Raw genomic sequence first — 18064 nt, forward strand, 5'->3', positions numbered from 1 at the left:
CGTGTCTGGTGACTGCTGGGTTTCTGGTGGTTGCTGGGTGTGGTGTATCTGCGATTGTTGAGTCTATCTGTGATTATCTGTGTGTGGCTAAGTTGTTTAGGGCGCACGGTGGATGCCTTGGCACAAGAAGCCGATGAAGGACGTGTGAATCTGCGATAAGCCTCGGGGAGTCGATAACAGGACGTTGATTCGAGGATTTCCGAATGGGGGAACCCCGCCACTTGTCAAGGGTGGTGACCTGCACCTGAATGTATAGGGTGTGTGGAGGGAACGAGGGGAAGTGAAACATCTCAGTACCCTCAGGAAGAGAAAATAACTAATGATTCTGTGAGTAGTGGCGAGCGAAAGCGGATGAGACTAAACCTGTGGTGTGTGATACCGGTGAGGGGTTGCATCATGGGGGTTGTGGGAGTGATGCGTGCCAGTTCTTACCGGCTGGTGGTGTGGTGTGTTGCGGTAGGCGAAGCGCCTGGGATGGCGTGCCGTAGAGGGTGAGAGTCCTGTAGCTGAAACCGTGGCTGCTGCATGGTGTTGTTTCCCGAGTAGCACGGGCCCGTGAAATCTCGTGTGAATCTGCCAGGACCACCTGGTAAGTCTAAATACTTTCTTGTGACCGATAGTGGATCAGTACCGTGAGGGAATGGTGAAAAGTACCCCGGGAGGGGAGTGAAATAGTACCTGAAACCGTGTGCCTACAAGCCGTCAGAGCCTTTTGGGGTGATGGCGTGCCTTTTGAAGAATGAGCCTGCGAGTTAGTGTTCTGTCGCGAGGTTAACCCGTGTGGGGTAGTCGTAGCGAAAGCGAGTCTGAAGAGGGCGTGTGAGTGGCAGGATCTAGACCCGAAGCGGAGTGATCTACCCATGGCCAGGTTGAAGCGCGTGTAAGAGCGCGTGGAGGACCGAACCCACTTCAGTTGAAAATGGAGGGGATGAGCTGTGGGTAGGGGTGAAAGGCCAATCAAACTCTGTGATAGCTGGTTCTCCCCGAAATGCATTTAGGTGCAGCGTTGCGTGTTGCTTGCTGGAGGTAGAGCTACTGGTTGGCTGATGGGCCTTATCGGGTTACTGACGTCTGCCAAACTCCGAATGCCGGTAAGTTTTAGCGTGGCAGTGAGACAGTGGGGGATAAGCTTCATTGTCGAGAGGGAAACAGCCCAGACCATCAACTAAGGCCCCTAAGCGTGTGCTAAGTGGGAAAGGATGTGGAGTTGCTGAGACAACCAGGAGGTTGGCTTAGAAGCAGCCATCCTTGAAAGAGTGCGTAATAGCTCACTGGTCAAGTGATTCTGCGCCGACAATGTAGCGGGGCTCAAGTACACCGCCGAAGTTGTGGCAACAGCGTTTTGTTGTTGGGTAGGGGAGCGTCGTGTGGCCGGTGAAGCTGCCGTGTGAACGAGTGGTGGAGGCTATGCGAGTGAGAATGCAGGCATGAGTAGCGAATGATGCGTGAGAAACGTATCCGCCGGATGATCAAGGGTTCCAGGGTCAAGCTAATCTTCCCTGGGTTAGTCGGGGCCTAAGGCGAGGCCGTCAGGCGTAGTCGATGGATAACGGGTTGATATTCCCGTACCGACGAAGGACCGTCCATACTGAGCTGGTGATACTAACCACCCGAACCGCTGTGGCCGCATTTTGTGTGGCTTCTGGTGGGGAGCGTGGGGCCTGAGCCAGGGAGGTAAGCGTGTTAACAGGTGTGACGCAGGAAGGTAGCCGGGCCACGCGGTGGTTGTCGTGGTCTAAGCATGTAGGGTGGGGTGTTGTTAAATGCGCGCCCCGTGTGCCTGAGATGTGATGGGACCCCCTTTGGTGGGGGGATTCGGTGATCCTATGCTGTCGAGAAAAGCATCGGCGTGAGGTTCTAGTTGCCCGTACCCTAAACCGACACAGGTGATCAGGTAGAGAATACTAAGGCGTTCGAGAGAATCATGGTTAAGGAACTCGGCAAAATGCCCCCGTAACTTCGGGAGAAGGGGACCTTGAGCGTGAACCGGGCTTGCTCCGGGGAGCGTGTATGGGTCGCAGAGACCAGGGGGAAGCGACTGTTTATCAAAAACACAGGTCCGTGCGAAGTCGCAAGACGATGTATACGGACTGACTCCTGCCCGGTGCTGGAAGGTTAAGAGGACTCGTTAGGCCCTTCGGGGTCGAAGCGGAGAATTTAAGCCCCAGTAAACGGCGGTGGTAACTATAACCATCCTAAGGTAGCGAAATTCCTTGTCGGGTAAGTTCCGACCTGCACGAATGGAGTAACGACTTCCCTACTGTCTCAACCATGAACTCGGCGAAATTGCAGTACGAGTAAAGATGCTCGTTTCGCGCAGCAGGACGGAAAGACCCCGTGACCTTTACTATAGTTTGGTATTGGTGTTCGGTGTGGCTTGTGTAGGATAGGTGGGAGACTGTGAAGTCATCACGCTAGTGGTGGTGGAGTCGTTGTTGAAATACCACTCTGGTCATATTGGATGTCTAACTTCGGCCCATGATCTGGGTCAGGGACAGTGCCTGATGGGTAGTTTAACTGGGGCGGTTGCCTCCTAAAGAGTAACGGAGGCGCCCAAAGGTTCCCTCAGCCTGGTTGGCAATCAGGTGTTGAGTGTAAGTGCACAAGGGAGCTTGACTGTGAGACTGGCAGGTCGAGCAGGGACGAAAGTCGGGACTAGTGATCCGGCGGTTCATTGTGGAATGGCCGTCGCTCAACGGATAAAAGGTACCTCGGGGATAACAGGCTGATCTTGCCCAAGAGTCCATATCGACGGCATGGTTTGGCACCTCGATGTCGGCTCGTCGCATCCTGGGGCTGGAGTTGGTCCCAAGGGTTGGGCTGTTCGCCCATTAAAGCGGTACGCGAGCTGGGTTCAGAACGTCGTGAGACAGTTCGGTCCCTATCCGCTGCGTGCGTTGGAGAATTGTGGAGGCCTGTCCTTAGTACGAGAGGACCGGGACGGACGAACCTCTGGTATGTCAGTTGTACCGCCAGGTGCATGGCTGATTGGCTACGTTCGGGAGAGATAACCGCTGAAAGCATCTAAGCGGGAAGCTTGCTTCGAGATGAGTTCTCCTTGCCCTTTTGTTGGGTGTGAGGCTCCCTGTAGATGACGGGGTTGATAGGCCAGGTATGGAAGCCGGGACTGAAGACTGGTGGAGTTGACTGGTACTAATAGGCCGAAGACTTATCTACACATCATGGTGATCATGGTTGTTTGATGGTCGTGTGTTGGTGTTCGTGTTCACTGTATGGTTTTGGGATAGCAACCCGTGTGGGGTGCTGACCATGAACCCGTGACCCTTGGGGGTGTTTCCCTGGTGGGTGGGGTTGGTGGTGGGTGCCTGGATGGTGGTTGGCCCGTGTTTTTCTCGGTGGTTATGGCAAGAGGGGTACACCCGGTCCCTTTCCGAACCCGGTAGTTAAGGCTCTTAGCGCTGATGGTACTGCACCCGGTAGGTGTGTGGGAGAGTAGGTCGCCGCCGAGATTCATTTTTTGATGGTGGTGGGGGTCCCCGGTCGGGGACCCCCACCCTTTTTTTGTGCCCGTGGGATGTGCGGGGCTTGGCGGGGTCCGTGGTTGTGGGTGGTGGGGGTCCCGGTGTGGGGCCCCCTTTTTTTCGTGCCCGGGACCCTTCCCGACCCTCCGGGGCGGCGCACCCACAGGCCCGTGCTGCTCCGTGCCCGCACTCGGCCGTCAGGTTCCCGCACACCGGTGGCGATGCACCGGTGTCCGGTTCCGTAGACTGGTGGCGAGCAGCGACGCGGTCGGCCTGAGCCGTGGGATCCCCCGTGGTCCCGGTGGCCGGACCGCGTCGAGAGAACGTGAGCAGAAGGAGCACAGCGTGGCTGAAGACCGTCCGCACGAAGGGCATCGGTCGGGGGACCGGAGGCGCGATCGCCCCAGCGGTGCCTCCGATCGAGGGCGGGGCCGCTCCGGTTCCCCGCGCTGGGGCCGCGACGAGAGCCGCTCCGACGGTCGTCGCGGCTCCGCCGGTGCAGGCCGTGGCTCCTTTGATCGTCGTCGCGGGTCCGGTCGGTTCGAGGACCGGGGGGATCGCCCCCGGCAGGATCGCCGGGATGAGCGCTTCGGCCAGGACCGTCGTCGCGATGACGGTCCGCGTCAGGATCGCGATCGTCAGGACCGTCCCCGTCAGGACCGGGATCGCCGCGGGCCTGCGTCCCGGCTCGGCGGCGAGTTCCGCGGGGGATCCCGCCCGCAGTCCTGGCAGGACCGGCGGGGCGAGGACGCCGAGCGCAACCCGCGGGGCCAGTTCGACCGGCGTCGGGAGCAGCGTCGGGAGGATGTGCGCAGCGGCTACCGGCCCTCGCGCGGACCCGCCCCGGAGATCGACGAGGAGGTCACAGGCAAGGAGCTGGACAAGTCCGTGCAGCGGGAGCTGCGGGTGCTCGAGCCGGACAACGCGGAGGTGGTCTCCCGGCACCTGGTGATGACCAGCCTGTACCTGGACGTGGACCCGGACTTCGCCCTCGAGCACGCCCAGGCCGCCGTCGCCCGGGCCGGACGGGTTGCCGCGGTGCGCGAGGCCGCCGGCGTCGCCGCCTACGCCGCGGAGGACTGGGAGACCGCCCTGCGCGAGCTGCGTACCCACCGGCGCATGACCGGATCCCACGAGCACCTGCCGCTGATCGTCGACGCGCAGCGGGCCCTGGGCCGCACCGCGAAGGCCCTGGAGGAGGCCCGGGACGAGGAGGCCCTGGAGGGTCTGAGCGCCGAGCAGAAGGCCGAGCTGGCCATGGTGGTCTCCGGGATCCACCAGGACGCGGGAGACCTCGAGGCCGCCCGGCGCGCCCTGGAGATCCCCGAGCTGAACCCCCGCCGCGCCTTCTCCTACAGCCCGCGCCTGTACTCCGCCTACGCGGACGTGCTCGAGGCGCTGGGCCGGGAGGCGGAGGCCGCCCGGTGGTCCCGGCTGGCCGCCGTCGCCGAAGCCGCCCTGGGGCAGGGACAGTTCGCGGAACCGGAGATCTACGACATCGACGTGCTGCCGGATGAGCAGCCCGAGGACGAGGAGGGAATCGAGATGGCCGAACAGGAGCCCACCCCCGAGGAGATGGAGGAGGCCGCCGCCCAGCGCCGCCGCGCCGAGGCCGAGACCGGCGATGACGAGCGCCTCGCGGCCGTCGCCGAGGACCGCACCGGCTTCGGCGGCGCGCTCGAGGACGTCGAACCGGACGTGGAGCGCACCGGCGAGGAGGAGCTGCGCACCGAGCTGGGCGACGTCGTGGAGAAGACCGACCTGGAGGATGAGGATCCCGGGGACCCCGAGGCCACCGACGAGACCGAGATCGAAGGCGACGTGGTCACCGAGGACGTCGCCGATGACGACGCCGCCACGACCGGCGGGATGCCGCCGGAGCTGCGGGAGGTCGAGGAGGACATCGCCCGGGACAACGCGGGGGACGCCGGGCGCGCATGAGCCACCTGCTCGCATCCTTCGACGCGATCCTCTCCGACCTGGACGGGGTGGTCTACGCAGGCCCCGATCCCATCCCGGGGGCCGTGCCCGCGCTGAACCGCGCCCAGCGGGAAGGTGTCGCGGTGGCGTACGTGACCAACAACGCCTCGCGCTCCGTGGGCACCGTGGCCGAGCACCTGAACGTCCTGGGTCTGCACACCGACGCCGAGCACGTGGTCAGCTCCGCGCAGGCCGCCGCCCGGCTGGCGGCCGACCGGCTCGGCGCGGGCGCGCCCGTGCAGATCTGCGGGGCCGAGGCTCTGGCCGACTGCGCCCGGGACGCCGGACTGCGCGTCGTCGCGCCGGGGGAGGAGCCCCGTGCCGTGCTGCAGGGCTTCGAGCCGACGCTGCGCTGGCAGGACCTGGCCGAGGCCGCCTACACCCTGGCCGACGAGCAGGTGCTGTGGATCGCCTCCAACACGGATCTGACCATCCCCAAGGAGCGGGGCATCGCCCCCGGCAACGGCACCCTCGTGCGGGCCGTGGCCACCGCCACCCGGCGGGAGCCCCTCGTGGCGGGCAAACCCGGCGCGGCGATCTTCCACACCATCGTCGAGCGGCTGGACGTGCGTCGGCCGCTGGTGGTCGGGGACCGACTGGACACGGACATCCTCGGGGCGCACCGGGCGGACCTGCCCAGCGCCGCCGTCATGACCGGGGTGCAGACCTGGGAGGACGTGCTGCGCGCCCCGGCGGACCAGCGACCGGACCACCTGCTGGCCGACCTGGGCGAGCTGTTCGAGGACTACGCCGCCCCGCGGGTGAACGCGGACGGCGGTGAGGCCCGCGCCGAGCTGCACGGGATCACCGCCCAGGCCGACGCCGCCGGCGTCACCGTGCGCGGGGATGGCCCGGAGGTCCTGCGCTGGCGGGTCGCCTGCGCCGCCTGGTGGGCCGTGCATCCCCGGGCCGAGGAGCCGACGGAGCCCGAGCTGCGATGGCGGTGAGTCCGGAGCCGACGGGGGGCCCGCGGGCCGTGGAGGCGTCGCGGGTGGTGCAGGAGGCGGCGCGGCAGCTGGCCGAACACGGCTCCGCCGAGGAGCTGGAGGCCCTGCTGCAGCGCTTCGACGCCGTCCCGGTGGCCGAGCACGTCGCCCTGTACGACCAGCTGCATCGGGCCCTGCGGACCCGCCTGGACGCCGAGCCCAGCCCCGCGCCGGCGGCACCGGGAGAGGCCCGCGCCGACCCGGAGACGCGCGGATGAGGCTGGACCGACATCTGGTGCACGCGGGTCTGGCCCCCTCGCGCACCGCGGCCGCCCGGCTGATCCGGGAGGGGCGGGTTCTGGTTCACGGGCGGGCGGCCGCCAAACCCGCCCTCGACGTCGCCGCGGAGGTGCCCGTGCGCATCCTGCCGGGCCCGGGGGCGGACTGGGTCTCGCGGGCCGGACACAAGCTCGACGGCGCGCTGCGGGCCTTCCCCGACGTCGTCGTGGCCGGGCGGCGCTGCCTGGACGCCGGGGCCTCCACCGGCGGGTTCACCCAGGTGCTGCTGCACCGCGGGGCCGCCCGGGTGGTCGCGGTCGACGTCGGCCACGACCAGCTGCACCCCAGCCTGCGCGCCGATCCCCGGGTGCAGGTGCACGAGGGGCTGAACGTGCGCCACCTGGACCCGGAGGCGATCGGCGGGCCCGTGCAGCTGACCGTGGGGGATCTCTCCTTCATCTCCCTGACCCTCGTCCTGCCCGCGCTGCGCGCCGCGACCGCCCCCGGCGGGGAGCTGGTGCTCATGGTCAAGCCGCAGTTCGAGGTCGGCCGCTCCGGGCTGGACAAGCATGGCGTGGTCCGCGACGAGGCGACCCGGCAGGCCGGCATCCGCGCCGTCCTCGAGGCCGCCGCCGACCTCGGCCTGCAGATCCGGGCCGCGGCGGATTCCGCCCTGCCCGGCCAGGACGGCAACCGCGAGCACTTCCTGCACCTGCACCGCCCGACGGGAAACCTCGGATCTGTCAGTCCCCTCGCCTAGGCTGGGATCCGGTGCGCCGCGCACCCCGACCCCGCCCGACGCCGCCCGCGATCCTCCCCGAAGGAGCAAGGCCCCATGACCCGCAAGATCCTCCTGTTCGCCCACACGGGGCGACCCGAAGCCACGGCGGCCGCGACCCAAGCCTGCGACCGGCTGCTGGCGGCCGGGCTGACGCCCGTCATGGGTCGCGGGGACCTCGAGACGATCTTCGGCGCCCCGCACTGCCCCGGGATCGAGGTCATCCACGAGTCCGTGGCCCTGAACGACGTCGAGCTCGGGGTGGTGCTGGGCGGGGACGGGTCCATCCTGCGCGCGGCGGAGATGATGCGCCACACCGACATCCCGCTGATCGGGGTGAACTTGGGCCACGTGGGCTTCCTGGCCGAATCCGAGCGCACGGACCTGGATGAGACCGTGGACCACATCGTCAACCGCACCTACACGGTCGAGGAGCGGATGGCCATCGACGTGCAGGTGTGGAGCGAACGGCGGGTGCTGCACCACGACTGGGCCCTGAACGAGGCCTCGGTGGAGAAGGGCAACCGGGAGAAGATGGTCGAGGTGGTCATCGAGGTGGACGGGCGCCCGCTGAGCAGCTTCGGCTGCGACGGCGTCGTGATGGCCACCCCCACCGGGTCCACGGCCTACGCCTTCTCCGGGGGCGGGCCGGTGGTGTGGCCCGAGGTCGCGGCGATGCTGCTGGTGCCGTTGAGCGCCCACGCCCTGTTCTCCCGGCCCCTGGTGGCCGCGCCCGCCTCGACCATGGCCGTGGAGCTGCTGCCGACCAACGGGCACTACGGCGTGCTGTGGTGCGACGGGCGCCGCAGCGCGGACCTGCCGCCCGGCGCGCGCATCGAGGTGCGCCGCTCCGGCAAGCCGGTGCGCCTGGCCCGCATCCACCCCGCCCCGTTCTCGGAGCGGCTGGTGAAGAAGTTCCAGCTGCCCACCCGCGGGTGGCGCGGCCCCGTCGTGGAGGGCGAGCCCGCCCCCGAGCCTGGGAAGGAGAACCGCAGCGCATGATCGAGGAGATCAACATCCGTGACCTCGGGGTCATCACCGGGGCCACCCTGCCCTTGGGCCCCGGGCTGACCGTGCTCACCGGGGAGACCGGAGCCGGCAAGACCATGGTCGTCACCGCCCTGGGCATGCTGCTCGGCGCCCGCTCCGATGCCGGCGCGGTGCGCGCCGGGGCCCGCTCCGCCCTGGCCCAGGCCGTGGTGCGCCTGCCCGAGGGCCACCCGGCCGTGGAGATGGCCGAGGAGGCCGGCGGCGAGGCCGTGCGGGTCGAGGACGGCACCGAGCTGCCCCAGGAGCTGATCCTCTCCCGCACGGTCAGCGCCTCGGGGCGCTCCCGGGCCACCGTCGGCGGGGCGGCCGCGCCCATCGGGACCCTGGCCGCCCTGGGGCAGACCCTCGTGGCCGTGCACGGGCAGACCGATCAGCTGCGGCTGAAGTCCGCCGCGGCCCAGCGTCGGGCCGTGGACGCCTACGCCGGGGAGGAGCTCGCGGACCTGCTGGACCGGTACCGCGCGCACTACGCCGAGTACCGGGAGGCCGCCCAGGAGCTGCGCGAGGTCCGGGAGAACTCCCGGGCCCGGGCCTTCGAGGCCCAGTCCCTGGCCGCGGCGCTGAAGGAGATTGACGACGTGCGCCCGCAGGTGGGGGAGGAGGAGTCCCTGGACGCGGAATCCGCGCGGCTGACCAACGTCGAGCAGCTGCGCACCGCCGCGCGCACGGCCCAGTCCGCGCTGGTCGGTGGTGCGGACCTGGAGGCGAGCACGGTCTCGGTCCTGCTGGATCACGCCCACCGCGCCCTGCTGCAGGAGGCCGAGGAGGACGAGGCCCTGGCCGGGCTGGCCGGGCGGGTCCGGGAGCTGATGATCCAGGCCGCGGACATCGGGGAGGAGCTCTCCGGCTACCTCTCCGATCTGGAGACCGAGGGCCCCGGGCGCCTGGCGCAGGTGGAATCCCGCCGGGCCGCCCTGAAGAAGCTGACCCGCAAGTACGGCGCGGACATCACCGAGGTACTGGACTGGGCCGCGGCCAGCCGCAACCGTCTGCAGGCCCTGGAGGACGACCCCTCGCGCGCGGAGGCCCTGGAGGAGCAGCTGCGCGGTCTGCGCGGTCGCCTGCAGGAGGAGGCGGACCGGCTGCGGGCACTGCGCGAGGAGTCGGGCCGTCGGCTCAGCGCCGCGGTCTCCGAGGAGCTCTCCGCCCTGGCGATGCCCAACGCCCGTCTGGTCGTGCAGGTGGAGGAGACCGAGAAGTTCGGGCCCGAGGGCAAGGACGCGGTGAGCCTCATGCTCGCCCCGCACCGCGCCGCCGTCCCGCGCCCGCTGGGCAAGGGCGCCTCCGGCGGCGAGCTGTCCCGGGTGATGCTCGCCCTGGAGGTGGTGCTGGCCGAGGTGGACCCGGTGCCGACCTTCATCTTCGACGAGGTCGACGCCGGGGTGGGCGGGAAGGCCGCCGTGGAGATCGGCCGGCGCCTGGCGATGCTGGCCCGGCGCGTGCAGGTCCTGGTGGTCACCCACCTGCCGCAGGTCGCCGCCCACGCGGACCGGCACGTGCTGGTCCTGAAGTCCGAGGACGCCACGGTCTCGGAGGTGCGGGTGCTGGATCCGGGCGAGCGCGTCGTCGAGCTGGCGCGGATGCTGGCCGGGCACGAGGACTCCGCCGCCGCCCGCCAGCACGCCGCGGAGCTGCTGGCCGACGCCGGCCAGGCGGCCCCGCAGCCCGCCGCCGAGCACCCCCGCGCATGAGATCTGCGCCACCTTCGCCCCTGACCCCGCATGATAGGCTCGAGACCCGTGGTGAATGAATCCAAGACAGCGTCGGCACAGCACAGCACGGACCGGAAGATCACCCGGCAGATCTTCGTCACGGGGGGTGTGGCCTCCTCCCTCGGCAAGGGGCTGACCGCCTCCAGCCTCGGGCGCCTGCTGCGCTCGCGCGGGCTGTCCGTGACCATGCAGAAGCTGGATCCCTACCTCAACGTGGATCCCGGCACCATGAACCCCTTCCAGCACGGCGAGGTCTTCGTCACCGACGACGGCGCCGAGACGGACCTGGACATCGGCCACTACGAGCGCTTCCTGGACGAGAACCTCGACGCCTCGGCCAACGTGACCACCGGCCAGGTCTACTCCACCGTGATCGCCAAGGAGCGGCGCGGGGAGTACCTGGGGGACACCGTGCAGGTCATCCCGCACATCACCGATGAGATCAAGGCGCGCATGCGCCGCCGGGCCACCGGCGAGCCCGACGCCCCGGACATCATCATCACCGAGATCGGCGGCACCGTCGGGGACATCGAATCCCAGCCCTTCCTGGAGGCCGCCCGCCAGGTGCGCCGCGACGTCGGGCGGCGCCACGTGTTCTTCCTTCACGTCTCCCTGATCCCCTACATCGGGCCCTCCGGGGAGATGAAGACCAAGCCCACCCAGCACTCCGTGGCGGCCCTGCGCGGGCTCGGGATCATCCCGGACGCCCTGGTGCTGCGCTCGGCCAAGGAGGTCTCCGAGAGCCTCAAGGCCAAGGTCGGCAGCGCATGCGATGTGGACACCGAGGCCGTCATCGCCTGCCCGGATGCCCCGAGCATCTACGACATCCCCAAGACCCTGTACCGGCAGGGCCTGGACGCCTACATCCTGGACTACCTGGGCCTGGACTACCAGCCCGCGGACTTCACCGAGTGGGACAAGCTGCTGCGCACCGTGCACCAGCCCTCGCACGAGGTCACGGTGGGGCTGGTCGGCAAGTACATCGACCTGCCGGACGCCTACCTGTCCGTCTCCGAGGCGCTGCGCGCCGGCGGCTTCGCCAACGACGCCAAGGTGAGCATCAAGTGGATCGCCTCTGACCTGTGCCAGGATCCCGAGGGTGCGGCCCGGCAGCTGGCGGACGTGGACGCGATCTGCGTGCCCGGCGGCTTCGGGATCCGCGGCCTGGAGGGCAAGCTCGGCGCCCTGCGCTACGCCCGGGAGCACCGCATCCCGACCCTGGGGCTGTGCCTGGGCCTGCAGTGCATGGTCATGGAGTACGCCCGCAGCGTCGTCGGCCTGCCGGAGGCCTCCTCCACCGAGTTCGACCCGGAGACCTCCACCCCGATCATCGCCACGATGGAGGAGCAGAAGCAGTTCGTGGACGGCGCGGGGGACCTGGGCGGCACGATGCGCCTGGGCCTGTACGACGCCAAGCTCACCGAGGGCTCCGTGGTGGCCGGCGCGTACGGGGCCACCGAGGTCAAGGAGCGCCACCGGCACCGCTACGAGGTCAACAACGCCTACCGCGAGCAGCTGGAGGAGGCCGGCCTGGTGATCTCCGGGACCTCCCCGGACGGCTCACTGGTGGAGTTCGTGGAGCTGCCCGCCGAGGTGCACCCCTACTACGTCTCCACGCAGGCCCACCCGGAGCTGCTGTCCCGGCCCACCCGCTCCCACCCCCTGTTCCGCGGGCTGATCGCCGCGGCGCTGGCCCGATGACGACGTCGGAGCGCCGGGGCGGGCAGGCGCGGGAGCCGCTGGCGGACCGGATCTGCCCGATCGAGCCCGAAGAGCAGCGGGAGATCTTCTCCGGGAAGGTCTTCGACGTCGTGGAGGAGGGCTTCCGGCTGGAGCCGGACGGCGCGATGATCCGCCGCGAGTTCCTGCGCCACCCGGGGGCCGTGGCGATCGCCGCGCTGAACGAGGAGCAGGAGATCCTGCTGATCAGCCAGTACCGCCACCCCGCCGGCATGCGGATGTGGGAGATCCCGGCGGGGCTGCTGGACGTCGCGGGGGAGGCCCCCGTGGACGCCGCGCGCCGGGAGCTGCGCGAGGAGGCGGATCTGACCGCCGCCCGCTGGGACACCCTGCTGGAGTTCCAGAACACCCCCGGCGCCTCGAACGAGGCCACCCGGATCTTCCTGGCCCGCGGCATCGACCCGGTGCCCGAGGCCGAGCGCTTCACCCGCGAGGAGGAGGAAGCGCAGATCATCACCCGCTGGGTGCCCATCGAGGAGGCCGCGACGGCCGTGCTGGGCTCGCGTCTGCACTCCCCGTCCGCGGTCAACGCGATCCTCGCCGTGTGGGCGGGGCTGCGCCTGGACTTCGCGGATCTGCGTCCGGCCGAGGCCGCGTGGCCGGCGCACCCGGGGTTCCGGGAGGACGACGTGGCGTGAGCCGCCCACACGCCGCGCCGGCCGTCGCCCCGGCCCCGGAGCTGAACGACGGCCTGCGGCGGTACCTGCAGCACCTGGAGATCGAGCGCGGCCTCGCCGCGAACACCCTCGCCTCCTACCGCCGGGACCTCGGGCGCTACCTGGCCTTCCTCGCCGACCGGCGCGGCGTGCGCGCCCCCGGCGAGGTCGTCACCGAGGACGTGCAGGAGTTTCTGCGCCACCTGTCCCGCCCGCGCGCCGAGGGCGGGCGGGGGCTGTCCGCGCGCAGCGCGGCCCGCGCCGTCGTCGCGGTGCGCGGGATGCACCGGTTCTGGACCCTGGAGGGGATCACCCCCGCGGACCCCGCGGAGGCCGTGGCCCCGCCGCGCCCGGGACAGCGCCTGCCCAAGGCCCTGCCGGTGCAGACCGTGGCCCGGATCCTGGAGGCCCCGGATCGGCAGACCCCCGCCGGGCTGCGCGATGCGGCCTTACTGGAGTTCCTGTACTCCACCGGCGCGCGCATCTCCGAGGCCGTCGGGGTCGACCGGGATGACCTCTCCGCCCCGACGCCGCCCGGTCAGGAGCACGCCACGGGCGTGGTGCGCCTGTTCGGCAAGGGCGGCCGGGAGCGGATCGTGCCGGTCGGCTCCTACGCGCGCGAGGCCGTCTCCGCCTACCTCGTGCGATCCCGGCCCCTGCTGGCCGCCCACGGCCGCGGCACCCCGGCGCTGTTCCTCAACGCCCGGGGGGGGCGCCTGACCCGCCAGGGGGCGTGGCTGGTGCTGAAGAAGGCCGCCGAGCGGGCGCAGATCACCCAGGAGGTCTCCCCGCACTCCCTGCGCCACTCCTTCGCGACCCACCTCCTGGAAGGCGGGGCGGACATCCGCGTGGTCCAGGAGCTGCTGGGCCACGCCTCCCTGACCACCACGCAGATCTACACCAAGGTCACCGCGGACACGCTGCGGGAGGTCTTCCTCTCGGCCCATCCGCGGGCGGTGTGAGACTCACTCGGGCAGATGCCGCTCACCTGGCCCGTCGTAGGCGGACAGCGGGCGGATCAGCGAGTTGTGGGCCAGCTGCTCCATGATGTGCGCGGTCCACCCCGTGACCCGGGCGGCCACGAACAGCGGCGTGAAGGTCGGGGTGTCGAAGCCCATCAGGTGATAGGTCGGCCCGGCCGGGTAGTCCAGGTTCGGCTGGATGCCCTTGGCCTCGTCCATGGACTTCGCCAGACCCTTGTACAGCCCCATCACCTCGCCGCGGTCGACGTGTTCGATCATGTCGAACAGCGCCGCCTGCATGGTCGGGACGCGGGAGTCGCCGTTCTTGTACACCCGGTGCCCGAAGCCCATGACCTTCCTCTTCTGCCCCAGGGCCGCGTCCATCCACTCCTTCGCGCGCCGCTCGGCGTCGGCCTCGGACTCATCCTCCCGGATGCCGATCTCGTCGAAGGTGTGCATCACGGCCTCATTGGCCCCGCCGTGCAGCGGACCTTTCAGCGCGCCGATCGCCCCGGTCACCGCCGAATACAGGTCCGACAGGGAGGAGGCGATGGTGCGGGCGGTGAAGGTCGAGCAGTTGAAGGAGTGCTCGGCGTACAGGACCATCGAGACGCTGAAGGCTCGCTTCACCTCGGGGGCCGGGACCTCCCCGAAGGTCATGTGCAGGAAGTTCTCGCACCAGTCCAGGTCCTCCCGGGGCTGGATCAGCTCCTGGCCCCGACGGCGCCGCTGATCGTAGGCCACCACCGCGGGCAGGGCCGAGAACAGCTTCTTCGCCTTGAGCAGGTTCGCCGCGGGGGAGTCGTCCTCGGCGGCCGGATCCTGGGCCCCGAGCACGGAGACGGCGGTGCGGCACACGTCCATCGGGTGGCAGGCGGTCGGCAGCGCGTCGATGACGGTCTTGAGGGAGCTGTCCATCGCCCGGTGGGCGGCGTCGAACTCCCGGAACTCGGAAAGCTCCCGCTCGGTGGGCAGCTCGCCGTTCCACAGCAGCAGGGCCACCTCCTCGAAGGAGCAGCGCGCGGCCAGCTCCTGCACCGGGTAGCCGCGGTAGAGCAGGGAGTTGGTCTCGGGGTTGACCTTGGAGATCGCCGTCGTGTCGGCGACGACCCCGGCCAGGCCCTTGCGGATCTCTTCGGACATGGGGATCACTCCTTCGTGATGATGGGCGAGGTCGACCGGGGGCTCAGCCCCGGAAGCGGTCGGGGACCTCGAAGTCGAAGATCCCGGAGTCGAACCGGCCGTAGCCGGCGTAGTCCACGAGCTCGTAGAGGCGCTGGCGGGTGAGCATCTGATCCACCGCGGCCTCCTGGGTGCCCTCTGCGGCGATGGTCTCCAGGACCCGCTCCATCGCCCCCAGGGAGGCGCGCAGCAGGGTCACCGGGTAGATGATCAGGTTCACTCCGGCCGCGGCGAGCTCATCCTTCGTGTAGAGCTGGGAGCGGCCGAACTCCGTCATGTTGGCCAGGATCGGGACGTCGACGGCGGCGCGCACCATCTCGAACTCCTCGAGCGAGGTCATCGCCTCGGGGAAGATGGCATCCGCCCCGGCCTCGACGAGCCGGCGCATCCGAGCGATCGCGGCCTCCAGCCCCTCCACCCCGCGCAGGTCGGTGCGCGCCATGATCAGGAAGTTCTCATCGCGACGGGCCTGCGCTGCGGCCGCGATGCGCTGCAGGGCGGTCTGCTCGTCGACGACGTTCTTGTTCTCCAGGTGCCCGCAGCGCTTGGGGTTGACCTGGTCCTCGATGTGGCACCCGGCCAGTCCGGCGTCTTCGAGCTCCTGGACGGTGCGGGCGACGTTCATCGGCTCGCCGAAGCCGGTGTCGGCGTCGACGATGGCCGGCAGATCCGTCATCCGGGCGATCTGCCCGGCCCGGGTGGCGACCTCCGAGAGGGTGGTCAGCCCGATATCGGGGAAGCCCAGCTCATTGGCCAGCACGGCCCCGGAGATGTAGACGCCGTCGTAGCCCTTCTCCTGGATCAGCTTGGCCGAGATCGGGGTGTAGGCCCCCGGGAACTGGCGGACCGTCCCGGAAGCGAGCATCTCGCGCAGCGCGATCCGCTTCCGGGCGGCGGTGGTCTGGGGGTACAGCATCAGAACAGTCCCTTCGCTCCGGTCTCCAGCGGGATGTCCGCGGTGATGTTCAGTGCATCGAGTTCGCCGACCGCGAGGTTCGGCAGCTCCTCGGCGGCCTGGATGAACCGCTCGAGCTCGGTCTCGGCCACGGAGCCCTCGGCGAGGGCGCGCAGCTTGGTCAGGTACTGCTCGCGGGCGAAGGGCCGGGCCCCCAGCGGGTGGGCGTCGGCCACCGCGATCTCCTCGACGAGCCGCGAGCCGTCCGCCAGCCGGATCTCGGCCCGGCCGCCGAAGGCCTTCTCCTGCGGATCGATGGAGTGGTAGCGGCGGGTCCACTCCGGGTCCTCCTCGGTGGTGACCTTGTGCCACAGCTCCACGGTGTCCGGTCGGGCCGCGCGCTCGGGGGCGTAGGAGCGGTTGTGCTCCCACTGCCCGTCCTGCAGGGCGACGGTGAAGATGTAGGGGATCGAGTGGTCGAGGGTCTCGCGGGAGGCCTGCGGGTCGTACTTCTGCGGATCCTTGGCCCCGGAGCCGATCACGTCGTGGGTGTGGTGGGAGGTGTGCAGCACGATCGACTCGACGTTCTGCGGGTCTGTGAGCTCGGGGTGCTCGCGGTGCAGCCTGCGGGCCAGGTCGATCCAGGCCTGGGCCTGGTACTCGGCGGAGTGCTCCTTGGTGTAGGTCTCCAGGATGCCGAGCTTGGGTTCCCCGGGGGCCGGCAGGGGGACCTCGTAGGAGGCGTCGGGGCCGTCCAGCAGCCAGGCGATCACCCCGTCCTCGCCCTCGTAGATCGGCACGGGGGAGGTCTGCCCGCGCATCGCCCGGTCCACGGCCTCGACCGCCATCTTCCCGGCGAAGGCCGGGGCGTGGGCCTTCCAGGTGGAGATCTCGCCCTTGCGGGACTGGCGGGTCGCGGTGGTGGTGTGCAGGGCCTGGCCGATCGCCTGGAAGATCGTCTCGGCGTCGAGGTCGAGCAGGGTTCCGATCCCTGCGGCCGCCGAGGGCCCCAGGTGGGCGACGTGGTCGATCTTGTGCCGGTGCAGGGAGATGGCCTTGACCAGGTCCACCTGGATCTCGTAGCCGGTGGCGATGCCGCGGATCAGGTCCCGGCCCGAGCGCCCGGCATGCTGGGCCACCGCGAGGATCGGCGGGATGTTGTCCCCGGGGTGGGAGTACTCGGCGGACAGGAAGGTGTCGTGGTAGTCCAGCTCCCGCACCGCGACCCCGTTGGCCCAGGCGGCCCACTCGGGGGAGACCCGGCAGGTGGCGGCGTCGACGCCGATCAGGGCCGCACCGGACCCGCCGGGGCCGGGGGCATGGGTCAGGGCCTGGTCGCGCGCGGAGACGATGGGGCCGCGGTTCAGCGAGGCGATGGCCACCGCGGCGTTGTCCAGGATCCGGTTGATGACCATCTCCTGGACCTCGGGGGTGACCTCGACCGGGTCGGTCGCGACCTTCGCGATCTTGTGGGCGAGCTGCTGCTCGCGGGGCAGGTTCTCCTCGCTGCGGTGCACGCGCACGGTGTGGGTGACGGTCACGGGTCAGTCCTTTCGATCTTCGGGGCGGCGGGGCCCAGAGGGTGGACGTCCACCGGGGTCGGTGCGGGTTGCTGGTGCTCGAGGCGGCGCACGGCCCGCAGGATGGCGCTCAGCGCCCGATCCAGGTGCACCAGGGTCGCGGCGCGGGCCAGCTCGGGATCCCCGGAGGCCACGGCGCGGGCGATCTGGGCGTGCTCGGCGGCCGCCGCGCGCAGGCGCGCCTCGTCCTTCCGGGACAGCCGGCGCACCCGCTGCAGGTGCGCTCGCAGCTGCTCCTGGGCGTGGCGCAGCCAGGCGCTGTCCGCGGCCTCGTCCAGGGCCTCGTCCAGCGAGGCCACCAGGGCGTAGTAGGCGCTGCGATCGGCGTCGTCCCCGGCCAGCGCGGCCCCCATCCGCTCCAGGCGCTCGGCCAGCCGGTCGAAGACCCGCGGATCCGCCCGCCGGGCCGCCAGGGCCGCGGTCTGGGTATCCAGGGCCTCGCGCAGCTCGAACATCTCGCGCACGCCGTCCGCGGAGACCTCGGCGACGACGACGCCGCGGCCCGGGCGGGGTGCGGCCAGTCCGTCCCCGAGCAGCCGGGAGACGGCCTCGCGCACGGGGGTGCGGGAGACGCCGAGCTGATCGGCCAGCTCGACCTCGCCGAGGATCGTCCCGGGAGGCCGGTGCCACCCGATGATCTCCTCGCGCAGGATCCCGTAGACCCGGTCCGATGCTCGCACCCGTCCCCTCCTCGCCGTCGCTGTGATGTGGATGACTCCATGTATACAGAACTTCTCCGGATGGGGCAACAACGGCAGTTCCCGTCGCTTCGAACGGATGTTGTGTATTCACTGCCCTTGTCAGCTATGGCGCAGAACACTATGTTGGTCTGCACAGCACGG

Annotated in this window: 13 protein-coding genes and 2 rRNA genes; 11 read left to right on the forward strand and 4 right to left on the reverse strand. The window is 69.5% G+C overall.

What is annotated here, in order from left to right; all coding sequences use genetic code 11:
* The first annotated feature begins 85 nt into the window (after positions 1 to 85).
* From I6G21_RS07555 to xerD, 11 genes are all read left to right on the forward strand, one after another.
* Positions 86 to 3177, forward strand: a 23S ribosomal RNA gene (locus I6G21_RS07555).
* 175 nt (positions 3178 to 3352) lie between these two features.
* A 5S ribosomal RNA gene (rrf, locus tag I6G21_RS07560) occupies positions 3353 to 3470 on the forward strand.
* A gap of 819 nt (positions 3471 to 4289) precedes the next feature.
* On the forward strand, positions 4290 to 5423 hold the full coding sequence (locus I6G21_RS07565; protein ID WP_129358149.1) for a hypothetical protein: 1134 nt from the start codon (positions 4290 to 4292) through the stop codon (positions 5421 to 5423).
* Complete coding sequence (locus I6G21_RS07570; protein WP_055684705.1) at positions 5420 to 6409, forward strand: HAD-IIA family hydrolase; 990 nt, start codon at positions 5420 to 5422, stop codon at positions 6407 to 6409. The genes I6G21_RS07565 and I6G21_RS07570 overlap by 4 nt, the downstream gene beginning before the upstream one ends.
* On the forward strand, positions 6400 to 6666 hold the full coding sequence (locus I6G21_RS07575) for a hypothetical protein (RefSeq protein ID WP_129358148.1): 267 nt from the start codon (positions 6400 to 6402) through the stop codon (positions 6664 to 6666). Before I6G21_RS07570 ends, I6G21_RS07575 begins: the two co-directional genes overlap by 10 nt.
* Entirely contained in the window at positions 6663 to 7427 is a 765-nt protein-coding gene (locus I6G21_RS07580; protein WP_129358147.1) for a TlyA family RNA methyltransferase, read from the forward strand. Before I6G21_RS07575 ends, I6G21_RS07580 begins: the two co-directional genes overlap by 4 nt.
* Before the next feature lie 75 nt (positions 7428 to 7502).
* Positions 7503 to 8447: an NAD kinase gene (locus I6G21_RS07585; protein WP_129358146.1), complete on the forward strand. Its 945-nt coding sequence runs from the start codon at positions 7503 to 7505 to the stop codon at positions 8445 to 8447.
* Positions 8444 to 10186, forward strand: a complete 1743-nt coding sequence (gene recN / locus I6G21_RS07590) for a DNA repair protein RecN (RefSeq protein WP_129358145.1) — start codon at positions 8444 to 8446, stop codon at positions 10184 to 10186. Before I6G21_RS07585 ends, recN begins: the two co-directional genes overlap by 4 nt.
* A 30-nt stretch (positions 10187 to 10216) precedes the next feature.
* The gene (locus tag I6G21_RS07595) at positions 10217 to 11908 is read left to right on the forward strand and encodes a CTP synthase (RefSeq protein WP_055684700.1); all 1692 of its coding nucleotides are present in this window, start codon (positions 10217 to 10219) and stop codon (positions 11906 to 11908) included.
* Positions 11905 to 12585: an NUDIX domain-containing protein gene (locus I6G21_RS07600; protein ID WP_232238426.1), complete on the forward strand. Its 681-nt coding sequence runs from the start codon at positions 11905 to 11907 to the stop codon at positions 12583 to 12585. The genes I6G21_RS07595 and I6G21_RS07600 overlap by 4 nt, the downstream gene beginning before the upstream one ends.
* Positions 12582 to 13565, forward strand: coding sequence for a site-specific tyrosine recombinase XerD (gene xerD, locus I6G21_RS07605; RefSeq protein WP_058730973.1), 984 nt, complete (start codon positions 12582 to 12584; stop codon positions 13563 to 13565). The genes I6G21_RS07600 and xerD overlap by 4 nt, the downstream gene beginning before the upstream one ends.
* A gap of 3 nt (positions 13566 to 13568) precedes the next feature.
* Here the strand turns inward: xerD and I6G21_RS07610 are convergent, their stop codons facing one another.
* The 4 genes from I6G21_RS07610 to I6G21_RS07625 are packed head-to-tail and all read right to left on the reverse strand — an operon-like array spanning position 13569 to position 17902.
* A complete protein-coding gene (locus I6G21_RS07610; RefSeq protein ID WP_129358144.1) occupies positions 13569 to 14708 on the reverse strand; it encodes a bifunctional 2-methylcitrate synthase/citrate synthase in 1140 nt (379 codons plus the stop codon).
* 43 nt (positions 14709 to 14751) lie between these two features.
* Positions 14752 to 15663 carry a methylisocitrate lyase gene (gene prpB / locus I6G21_RS07615; RefSeq protein ID WP_055684697.1) on the reverse strand — a complete coding sequence of 304 codons (912 nt, stop codon included), beginning with the start codon at positions 15661 to 15663 and terminating at the stop codon, positions 14752 to 14754.
* Positions 15663 to 17183, reverse strand: coding sequence for an MmgE/PrpD family protein (locus tag I6G21_RS07620; RefSeq protein WP_129358143.1), 1521 nt, complete (start codon positions 17181 to 17183; stop codon positions 15663 to 15665). Before I6G21_RS07620 ends, prpB begins: the two co-directional genes overlap by 1 nt.
* Entirely contained in the window at positions 17180 to 17902 is a 723-nt protein-coding gene (locus tag I6G21_RS07625) for a GntR family transcriptional regulator (RefSeq protein ID WP_081101653.1), read from the reverse strand. The genes I6G21_RS07620 and I6G21_RS07625 overlap by 4 nt, the downstream gene beginning before the upstream one ends.
* Positions 17903 to 18064 lie beyond the last annotated feature (162 nt).

It is taken from the genome of Rothia kristinae, from assembly GCF_016028855.1.
GTDB classification, from domain to species: Bacteria; Actinomycetota; Actinomycetes; order Actinomycetales; family Micrococcaceae; genus Rothia; species Rothia kristinae.